The sequence below is a fragment of the Candidatus Aeolococcus gillhamiae genome (assembly GCF_016464765.1).
Taxonomy (GTDB): domain Bacteria; phylum Chloroflexota; class Dormibacteria; order Aeolococcales; family Aeolococcaceae; genus Aeolococcus; species Aeolococcus gillhamiae.
Genome location: NZ_JAEKNS010000097.1, coordinates 18,883 through 27,623, shown reverse-complemented (window position 1 = coordinate 27,623; position 8,741 = coordinate 18,883). Strand labels below are relative to the sequence as shown.

Sequence of the window (8,741 nt, the reverse complement as noted above, 5' to 3'; positions counted from 1 at the left end):
GGCGAGGAGGTCGGCCGCGCCGGGGGTTTCGTCGTCGCCGGCGGCGCCCCGGCGCAGGGCGGTCGAGGCGGCGGCCAAAGCGGAGGCGTTGCGCAGCCGCAGCCGTTCCGCGGCGAGGTGCTCGTCCTCGCCGGGGACCATCCCCAGGGAGCCCAGCTCCGCCACCAGGTGGCGCGCCGCGTCCACCTCGGTCGCGCCGGCGGCGTGGCGGCGGCGGACCTCTTCGAGCGTGGCCTCCGCGGCTCGCCACTCCCCCACCGCGTGGCGGAGCTCGTCGCGGAGGGCGGTGGCGCCAGCGGCTAGGTCGAGAAGGTCGCGCTGCCGGCTGCGCTGCATCAGGCGGTGGCTGGCGCCCTGGAGGGTGACCTCGGCGAGCATCTCACCGAGCTCGCGCAGGACCGCCTGGGACACGAGCGCGCCGTTGACGCGACACGAGCCGCGCCCGGCCCGGCTGACTTCGCGGGACAGCGTGGTCAGCTCGTCGGCGCTGATCCCGAGCTCGCCGAGGCGGTGGCGGAGCGAGGCCGGCACGTCGTCGAACACGACGCTCACCCCGGCCGTGTCGCGGTCGCGACGGATCGGGTCACCGTCGACGCGATCGCCGAGCGCCAGACGCAGCGCGGTGATGCACACCGACTTGCCCGACCCGGTCTCGCCGGTCAGGGCCGTGAATCCACGCCCCACCGGCACCAGCGCTTCGTCGACGACAGCGAGGCCATGGATGCGGACCTCGACCAGGCTCACCGCCGTGCCTCGGCGGCCGCGGGGCCCTCCTCGGTGCCGTCCGGTCGCAGCAGCGCCGGTCGCTCGAGCTCCTTCAGCGGCAACCCGAAACGCACCTTCTCGCGCAGCCGGCGTAGGAACGAGGGCGAGCTGTCGAAGCGGACAAAGGCCAGCTCGGGGCCGGGCCGGATGATCATCTCCGCGCCGTCGCGAAGGCGGATCTCCGAGATGCCGTCGGCGGCCACGATGACCCGGCCGCGTTCGACGGTGACGCGCAGGGTGACCATCTCCGGGAGGACGATCGCGCGGGAGATGACCGCGTGCGGCGCCAGCGGGACCACCACGATGGCGCGGACGCGCGGGTCGATCGGCGGGCCGCCGGCACTCAGCGCGTAGGCTGTCGAGCCGGTGGCAGTGGCGATCACCACGCCGTCGGCATCGAAGTCGCCGAGCAGCTCGCCGTCCATCTCCACCCGGATGCGGGCCACGGCAACCCCGCTCGACTTCACGGCCACCTCGTTGAGCGCCAGCGTCTGCCAGGGCGCGGCGTCCCCGTCCCCGGGGACGGTTGCCTCGAGCATGGACCTGCGCTGCGTGTGGCAGTTCCCGGCGGCGAATGCCTCGAGCGCGGTGGGCAGCTCGGCGACCTCAACGTCGGTGAGGAAGCCGAGGCGGCCGCGGTTGACGCCCATGACCGGGATGCCGTGCGGCGCCGCCAGCCGGGCGCCGTACAGGAAGGTGCCGTCGCCGCCGATGGTCACCAGGAGGCGCGTGTCGGCAGCGTGCTCGGCCAGGGTCGCCTCGGGCTCCCTGACCTCGACCCAGACGCCGTAGCCGAGCTCGCGGGCCCGGGCCTCGGCGCCCTGGACGGCGTGCTGCTCGCCGGGGTGCAGCAGGAAGCCGATCTCGCCCTTCACGCCGCTGTCCCCGGCAACCGGAGGTGGACCAGCCATTCCTGGTTGCCCTTGGCACCGCGCACCCCGGCCTCGACGGAGTCGTGCACCACCGCGGCCCCCAGGGTGCCGGCAGCCCAGGCGACGAAGTCGTTCAGCGCCGTTGCAGTTGCCGCCTCGTCGCGGACGATCCCGCCGCGCCCCACCGCCTCGCGCGGTACCTCGAACTGCGGCTTGAAGAGCGCCACCACCTCCGCGCCGGGGGCGAGCAGCGCGAGGTTGGGCAGCACGGCGCGCAGCGAGATGAACGAGAGGTCGAGGGTGATCAGCGACGGCGCTGGCCCGTCGAGAGCCGCCAGGCTGCGGACATTGGTGCGGTCGAGGACGCGCACGCGCGGGTCGGCGCCGAGCCGGGGGTGGAGCTGGCCGTGGCCGACGTCGACCGCGTACACGAGGTGGGCGCCGCGGTGCAGGAGAACATCGGTGAAGCCCCCGGTGCTGGCCCCGGCGTCGAGGCACACACGGCCTCGGCACTCGACGTCGAAGGCCTCGAGCGCGGCGTCGAGCTTGAGGCCGCCACGTCCCACCCACGGATGGCTCCGATCGGTGAGACGCACCCCGGCGTCCGGCGCAACAGGCAGTGCGGAACTATCGGCGCGCACCCCGTCCACCTCAACCAGCCCGGCGGCGATCAGTGCCTGGGCGCGGGCTTGGGTGTCCGCGAGGCCGCGCTCGACGAGGAGGTCGTCGAGGCGGGATCGCGACAGCGTGGTCATGGCGAGCATCCTACACAGAGCAGCGTATCTGCGCTCAAAAGGGGATGTCGTCGGGGTCGATGGGGACGCCGCGCGGAGCCACGGCCGGGGCCGGCTCGCCGAAGAGGCGCTGCTCCACCGTGGCCGCCGCCGGCGCGACCGGGGCATGTTCGATGCGCTCCACCGGGGGCTGGAAGGGCCGCTCAACCTCCCCCGCCGAACCCACCACGAGCTGCGTGATCGTCTGCTCGGTGCGGTCGAGCAGCTGGGCGCAGTGCCGCGTCAGGGCGGCGCCCCGCTCGTACGCGGCGATCGCCGCTTCGAGCTCAACGTCGCCGCGCTCGAGGCGGGTGATGATCTCGTCGAGCTCGGTGAGCGCGGCCTCGTAGCTCAGGGCGGAGAGGTCGTCAGCCATCGTCGTCCTCGTTGGTGTGTCGCTGTGCCGACTCGCCATCGTACATTCGTTCGCGATCCGCGGCGACCTCGACGCCGCCGGGCAGCACCTCGCTCACCAGGCTGCCCTGGGCGAGCCGGGTGCGCAGCACCGCGCCGGGCGCGACCGCCGCAGCGGTCGTGACCACCCGGCCCGTCGCCGCGTCGACGGTGATCGAGTAGCCGCGGTCGATCACCCGCAGCGGCGAGAGCGCCTCGAGCCGGCCGTCGGCGCCCTCCAGCCGGCGGCGCCGCGACGACACCGCACTCTTGATCCCGCCCTCCAGCCGCGCGGTCCGCGCCGCCAGGCGTTCGCGATGGATGGGCAGCGCGCGAAACGGTGAATGCAGCTCGAGCGCGCCCCGCGCACGCTCCAGGTCGCGCTGCCGCCTGCTGACGCCGGCGATCAGCGCCCCGCGTAGGCGGACGTCACAGGCGCTCAGGTCCTGGCGCATCCGGGCCACGCGGCCCCCTGGCGAGAGCTGGCCGAGACGGCTGAAGCGTCGCTGGGCGCGCGCGCGTTTGTGGGTCACCTCACGGCGCAGCGCGGTGCGCAGGCGGTGGTCGCGGGCGCCGAGTTCTCCGCGGAGCTGGCCACAACTCGGGGCCACGGTCTCGGCCGCCGCCGACGGGGTCGCCGCCCTGTGGTCGGCCGCGAGGTCGGCGATGGTCACGTCGGTCTCGTGACCCACGCCGGAGACGACCGGCACCGGACAGGCACGGATGGCGCGCGCCACAGCCTCGTCGTTGAAGGCCATCAGGTCCTCGAGCGAGCCGCCCCCGCGCACCAGCAGCACCACCTCGACACCGCGCGCACGGCCGGCCCGGCGCAGCGCCGACACGATCGTCTCCGCCGCGCCGTCACCCTGCACGGTCGCGGACGAGAACACCACGTCGACGCACGGCGCGCGCCTGCCGAGGACGGTGATCACGTCGTGCAGCGCCGCCCCCGTCCGTGATGTCACCACCGCCACGCGCGCGGGCAGCAGGGGCAGGCATCGCTTGAGCCTCTGGTCGAACAGGCCCTCGGCGGCCAGCGCGCGCTTGCGCTGCTCGACTGCCAGTGCCAGCGCGCCGATCCCGCTGGGCTCGAGGCGATCGGCGACCAGCTGGTACCTGCCCTGTTGCGCGTAGACGCTCACCTGTCCATGCGCCAGCACGGTCATGCCGTTCTCGGGCGCGAACGCCAGGCGCAGCGCGTTGGTGCGGAAACACACGCATCCCAGCGCCGACGAACGGTCCTTGAGGGTGAAATAGATGTGCCCCGACGCCGGCCGCGTGAGGTTGCTGATCTCGCCCTCGACGAGCACGTCCTCGAGCTCCGGGCGCGCCGCCAGCGCGTTGCCCACCAGGGTAGTCACCTCGGTGACGGTGAAGGCGACGGCGCTCACACCCGCTCCCGCGCGATCTGTCCGAGCACGCCGTTGACGTACTGCACAGCGTCGTCACCGGCGTAGGCTCGGGTCAGCTCCAACGATTCATCGACGACGACCGCCACCGGGGTGCCGTCGCTCTCGAGCAGCTCGTACGTCCCCAGCCGCAGCACCGCCCGCTCCACCTTGCCGACGTCACCGAGCGACCACCGGCTGGCCGCGCTGAGCGCCGTGTCGATGCGCTCGCGATTCTCCAGGCAGCCCATCACCAGCCGCCCCGCGAAGGCGCGGACGTCGGCGGTGGCACCCACCTCCTCGGCCTGGTACGCGAGCGCCGCGCCGGCGTCCTTGTCGGTGCCCTCGAGCTCGAACAGCACCCGGAGCGCCAGTTCGCGCCCGCGCCGGCGGCGACCACCCCCGGTGGGCGTGGTCACGTGAAGACCACCTCGCTGACGAAGACGTTGACCGCCGCGAGCGGCAACCCGAGCATGCGCCGGATCGCGTCCCCCACGGCCCCCTGCACCTCGGCTCCGACCGCGGCCACGTTGGCGCCCGCCTCCATGACGATCCAGAGATCGATGCGCAGGCCCTCGCCACGTAGCTCGACGCGCGCCCCACGATGGGCGACGCGGCGACGCAGGATGCGATCGATCGATTGGCCGCCCGGCCGGTACATGGCGTGGACGCCGTCGACCTGCAGCGCGGTGAGCGCGGCGATCCACGCCACCACGTCGTTGGCGACCCTGGTGACGCCGAGCGACTCGCGGCCACCGTCGCCGATCTCCATGGTCTCGGCCATCTCGCTCATCACACCCTCTCCACGTACTTGCCCGTGCGCGTGTCGACGCGGATGCGGTCGCCCTCGTTGACGAACAGGGGCACGTCCACCGCCAGCCCGGTCTCCAGCGTCGCCGGCTTGAAGGCCGCGTTGGCGGTGTCGCCCTTGAAGCCGGGATCTGTCTGAGTCACCTCCAATTCGACGGACGTGGGAAGGTCGATGCCGAGAACCGCTCCGTCGTAGGTGAGCAGGAAGAGGTTGTCGTTCTCCTTGAGGAAGCGGCGCGCGTCGCCGAGCTGGGCGGGGGTGAGCGGGAACTGATCGTACGTCGTGGTGTCCATGACCACGTAATCGTCGCCGTCCTGGTAGAGGTACTGCGCCTCGCTGCGCTCGATGCGCGCGCGACCGAACTTCTCCTCGGGCCGGAACGTCTCCTCGGTGACCGCGCCGGTCTGGAGGTTCTTGAACTTGGCGCGCACGATCGCGGTGCCGCGCCCCTGCTTGTTGTGGGCGAACTCGAGGACCTGCAGGAGCTCACCCTGGCGCTCCACCGTGTTTCCCGGTCGCAGCTCCCCGGCGCTGATCATCGTCGTCTCTCCGTGGTCGTCTCTGCGGCGAGGCGCGCCGCCGCCTGCAGCGCCATCACGTAGCCGTCGGCGCCCGCGCCGGTGATGACCGCGGTCGCAGCGGCGGCGACGTGTGAGGTACGACGGTACTCCTCGCGACTCAGGATGTTGCTGAGGTGCACCTCCACCACCGGTCCATCGAAGCCGCGCAGGGCGTCGGCGAGCACCACGCTCGTGTGAGCCAGGCCACCGGGGTTGATGACGATGGCGTCCGCCTGCCCGTCCTCCTCCTCGATCAGGTCGATGAGTGCCCCCTCGTGGTTGCTCAGCTCCCAGCGCATCTCGACGTCGAGCGCCTCGGCCTCGCGGCGCAGGCGGTCGTGGATCTCCGCGAGGGTGACGTGCCCGTAGATCTCCGGCTGACGACGGCCGATGGTGCCGAGGTTCGGTCCGTTGAGCACCAGGATCCTCATGCCGCCAGCGCCTGCGAGAGAGCGGTACGGACGGCGTCCGGCTCGACCACGATGCCGGTCACCGGCTCGCCGCGGCCGCGCAGCAGCACCCACCGTGCCACCCCGCCCCGTGCCTTCTTGTCGACACCCAGCTGGTCGGCGATGTCAGCGGCCACGAGCCGAGGTCGCTGGGAGAGCCCGCAGGCGTCGAGGATCTCATCCTGGTGACGCACGTCGGCGGCGGGACACGCCGCCTCGACCACGCTGAGCGCGCCGGCGACGCGCATGCCGAAGGCCACCGCCTCGCCGTGGTCGAGGCCGGCACCGAGTCCCGTCAGAGCCTCCACCGCATGTCCCACCGTGTGTCCGTAGTTGAGGATCGCACGCCTGCCCGACTCGCGCTCGTCACCGGCGACGACCTCGGCCTTGAGCGCGCAGCAGGCGCGGATCAGCTCGGTCAGCGCCTCGCGGTCACGCCCCAGGGCTGCGGGAAGCCGCCGATCCACGACCTCGGCGAGGTGACCGTCGCCGACCATAGAGGATTTCACGATCTCGGCGAACGCGGAACGGAAGCTGCGATCGCCGAGGCCGGCGAGCACGTCGGGATCGCACAGCACTGCGCGCGGCTGCCAGAACACGCCGGCGAGGTTCTTGCCGCGATGCAGGTTCACCGCGGTCTTCCCGCCCACCGCGCTGTCGACCATGGCCAGCAGCGTGGTCGGCACCACCACCCAGGCGATGCCGCGCAGGTAGGTGGCGGCCACCAGTCCGGCGACGTCGCCGACGCTGCCGCCACCCACGGCGATGATGCAGTCGTCGCGGTCCAGCCCGGCGTCGCTGCACTGCTCGAGCAGAGCGCCCGCCGTACTCCATTGCTTGGCGTGCTCGCCGCCCCGCACCGCGAAGACGGTGGCCGACAGGCCCTGACGGCGGAGCTGCACCGCCACCGTCTCCGCCACCGCCGCCACCGCTTCGTCGGCGACCAGGGCCACGCGGCGTGTGCCGTGGGGGACGTGACCGGCGACGTCCTCGAGGATGCCGGTGCCGACGCGGACCAAGTAGGGGCGGGCCGTGCCGACGCGGACAGCACCTGTCAGCGCCATGGCGATCGCCTCGGCGACCTGCTCGGGGATGCGGCCTTCCGTCGGCACGTGGAGTTGCGCCAGGGCATGGGCACCCGCTCGCATGGCGCGGAGATGGGGCAGCGCCGTGCCCGGGGAGTCCCCGAGACGGGGGCGGCCCTCAGCCTGAGCACCGACCCGGGCGACAAGCTCGGCGTCGGCGGCGTCCAGGCAGATCACGGTGGCGCGGCGGGCCAGCACGTCGATGGCGCCGTGCTGCGCGATGAGGCCGCCGCCGGCGGCGATCACCAGTGGCTGCGCCGACCCCAGCGCCGCCTCTGCCGACCTGCGTTCCTCGGCGCGGAAGCGTGGCTCGCCGAGCTCGGCGAACACGCGCGCGCAGCTCATCCCGAGGCGGGCTTCGACGTCGGCGTCGGTGTCGAAGAAGGCGCGGCCGAGGCGCTGCGCCAGCAGCGGCGCGACCGTGCTCTTGCCACACCCCGGCAGGCCGACCAGCACGACGTGGCCCAGCTCGGTCACCGCAGCCGCCCCAGGGTGGCGCGATAGCCGTCGAGGTTGCGCAGAAGCTCATCCACGGAGTCGCCGCCGAACTTCTCGAGCATCGCCTCAGCAAGGACCAGCGCGAGCATCGCCTCGGCGACGACAGCCCCCGCCGGCACCACGCAGATGTCACTGCGTTCGTAGTGGGCGTTGACCTCCTCGCCGGTGCGCACGTCGACGCTGCGCAGCGGTGTCAGCAGCGTGGAGATGGGCTTGAAGTGCACGCGTGCCCACACGTCCTCGCCATTGCTGACGCCGCCGGCGAGGCCGCCCTGACGGTTGTTGAGGTGGTAGAAGCCGCGCTCGCTCGACCACGCCGGCCGATCGTGCACCGCCGAGCCCATGCTCGAGGCCGCCTGCAGCGCAGCACCGAGCTCGACGCCCTTGACTGACGGAATGCTGCACATCGCCTGGGCGATGCGGCCGTCCAGCCGCCGATCCCATTGTGCGTAACTGCCAAGCCCGGCCACAACGTGGTGAGCGGTGACCATGGCGGTGCCACCGAGGGTGTCGCCGGCCGCGCGGGCGACGTCGATGGCCTCGACCATGCGCGCGCTCGCCTCAGGGTCCGCGCAGCGCACCGGCGACGACTCGACGGCGGCAGCGGAGGCACCGGCGTCGTCCGCGGCCACCACCTCGCCGATACGCACCACATGCGAGCTCAACGTCGTGCCGGCAACGCGCAGCAGCGCCTTGGCCACGGCACCCGCGGCGACGCGGGCCGCGGTCTCGCGCGCCGACGCTCGTTCGAGCACGTCGCGAGCGTCATCGAGATTGTACTTGAGCATGCCGGCGAGATCGGCGTGGCCGGGCCGAACGCGGGTCACCGCCTTGCGGGTGAAGCCCTCGGCCTCCACCTGCATGGGGCCGCTCCAATTGTCCCAGTCGCGGTTGCGGATGGTCAGCGAGATCGGCGAGCCCAGCGTCACCCCGCCGCGCACCCCGGCGCTGATCTCCGCCACGTCACTCTCGATCTGCTGGCGCTTGCCGCGGCCGTGGCCGCCCTGCCGTCGGCGCAGGTCGGGCTCGAGGTCGCGGGGGGCGTCGAGCTCGAGTCCCGCAGGCACACCGTCGAGGATCACGGTGAGCTGCGGGCCGTGCGACTCGCCGGCGGTGAGAAACCTCAACATCCGGCGATTCTAGGTTC

General features: G+C 72.7%; 11 protein-coding genes. All 11 read right to left on the bottom strand.

Annotated elements, in window-relative coordinates; translation table 11 throughout:
• Positions 1 to 744 (bottom strand): DNA repair protein RecN (locus JF886_RS09335; protein WP_502711421.1); only part of this gene is annotated, 744 nt, incomplete at its 3' end.
• Entirely contained in the window at positions 741 to 1,640 is a 900-nt protein-coding gene (locus JF886_RS09330; RefSeq protein WP_337311797.1) for an NAD(+)/NADH kinase, read from the bottom strand. The genes JF886_RS09330 and JF886_RS09335, both read right to left, overlap by 4 nt.
• Positions 1,637 to 2,392 (bottom strand): TlyA family RNA methyltransferase, encoded by a 756-nt coding sequence (locus JF886_RS09325; protein ID WP_337311795.1) that lies wholly within the window; start codon positions 2,390 to 2,392, stop codon positions 1,637 to 1,639. The genes JF886_RS09330 and JF886_RS09325 overlap by 4 nt, the downstream gene beginning before the upstream one ends.
• Before the next feature lie 34 nt (positions 2,393 to 2,426).
• Complete coding sequence (gene xseB / locus JF886_RS09320) at positions 2,427 to 2,786, bottom strand: exodeoxyribonuclease VII small subunit (RefSeq protein ID WP_337311793.1); 360 nt, start codon at positions 2,784 to 2,786, stop codon at positions 2,427 to 2,429.
• Entirely contained in the window at positions 2,779 to 4,194 is a 1,416-nt protein-coding gene (gene xseA, locus JF886_RS09315; protein ID WP_337311790.1) for an exodeoxyribonuclease VII large subunit, read from the bottom strand. Before xseA ends, xseB begins: the two co-directional genes overlap by 8 nt.
• Positions 4,191 to 4,610 (bottom strand): transcription antitermination factor NusB, encoded by a 420-nt coding sequence (nusB, locus tag JF886_RS09310; protein ID WP_337311789.1) that lies wholly within the window; start codon positions 4,608 to 4,610, stop codon positions 4,191 to 4,193. Before nusB ends, xseA begins: the two co-directional genes overlap by 4 nt.
• Positions 4,607 to 4,984 carry an Asp23/Gls24 family envelope stress response protein gene (locus JF886_RS09305; RefSeq protein WP_337311787.1) on the bottom strand — a complete coding sequence of 126 codons (378 nt, stop codon included), beginning with the start codon at positions 4,982 to 4,984 and terminating at the stop codon, positions 4,607 to 4,609. The genes nusB and JF886_RS09305 overlap by 4 nt, the downstream gene beginning before the upstream one ends.
• Positions 4,984 to 5,541: an elongation factor P gene (efp, locus tag JF886_RS09300; protein ID WP_337311785.1), complete on the bottom strand. Its 558-nt coding sequence runs from the start codon at positions 5,539 to 5,541 to the stop codon at positions 4,984 to 4,986. Before efp ends, JF886_RS09305 begins: the two co-directional genes overlap by 1 nt.
• On the bottom strand, positions 5,538 to 5,993 hold the full coding sequence (locus JF886_RS09295) for a type II 3-dehydroquinate dehydratase (RefSeq protein ID WP_337311783.1): 456 nt from the start codon (positions 5,991 to 5,993) through the stop codon (positions 5,538 to 5,540). Before JF886_RS09295 ends, efp begins: the two co-directional genes overlap by 4 nt.
• The gene (gene aroB, locus JF886_RS09290) at positions 5,990 to 7,573 is read right to left on the bottom strand and encodes a 3-dehydroquinate synthase (protein WP_337311781.1); all 1,584 of its coding nucleotides are present in this window, start codon (positions 7,571 to 7,573) and stop codon (positions 5,990 to 5,992) included. Before aroB ends, JF886_RS09295 begins: the two co-directional genes overlap by 4 nt.
• Complete coding sequence (aroC, locus tag JF886_RS09285; RefSeq protein ID WP_337311775.1) at positions 7,570 to 8,724, bottom strand: chorismate synthase; 1,155 nt, start codon at positions 8,722 to 8,724, stop codon at positions 7,570 to 7,572. Before aroC ends, aroB begins: the two co-directional genes overlap by 4 nt.
• Positions 8,725 to 8,741: the final 17 nt, after the last annotated feature.

Bases quoted from the DNA above. Each gene is read 5' to 3' on its own strand.
- efp (WP_337311785.1), bottom strand. From the start codon at position 5,541: ATGATCAGCGCCGGGGAGCTGCGACCGGGAAACACGGTGGAGCGCCAG.
- JF886_RS09295 (WP_337311783.1), bottom strand. From the start codon at position 5,993: ATGAGGATCCTGGTGCTCAACGGACCGAACCTCGGCACCATCGGCCGT.
- aroC (WP_337311775.1), bottom strand. From the start codon at position 8,724: ATGTTGAGGTTTCTCACCGCCGGCGAGTCGCACGGCCCGCAGCTCACC.
- JF886_RS09305 (WP_337311787.1), bottom strand. From the start codon at position 4,984: ATGAGCGAGATGGCCGAGACCATGGAGATCGGCGACGGTGGCCGCGAG.
- JF886_RS09325 (WP_337311795.1), bottom strand. From the start codon at position 2,392: ATGACCACGCTGTCGCGATCCCGCCTCGACGACCTCCTCGTCGAGCGC.
- xseB (WP_337311793.1), bottom strand. From the start codon at position 2,786: ATGGCTGACGACCTCTCCGCCCTGAGCTACGAGGCCGCGCTCACCGAG.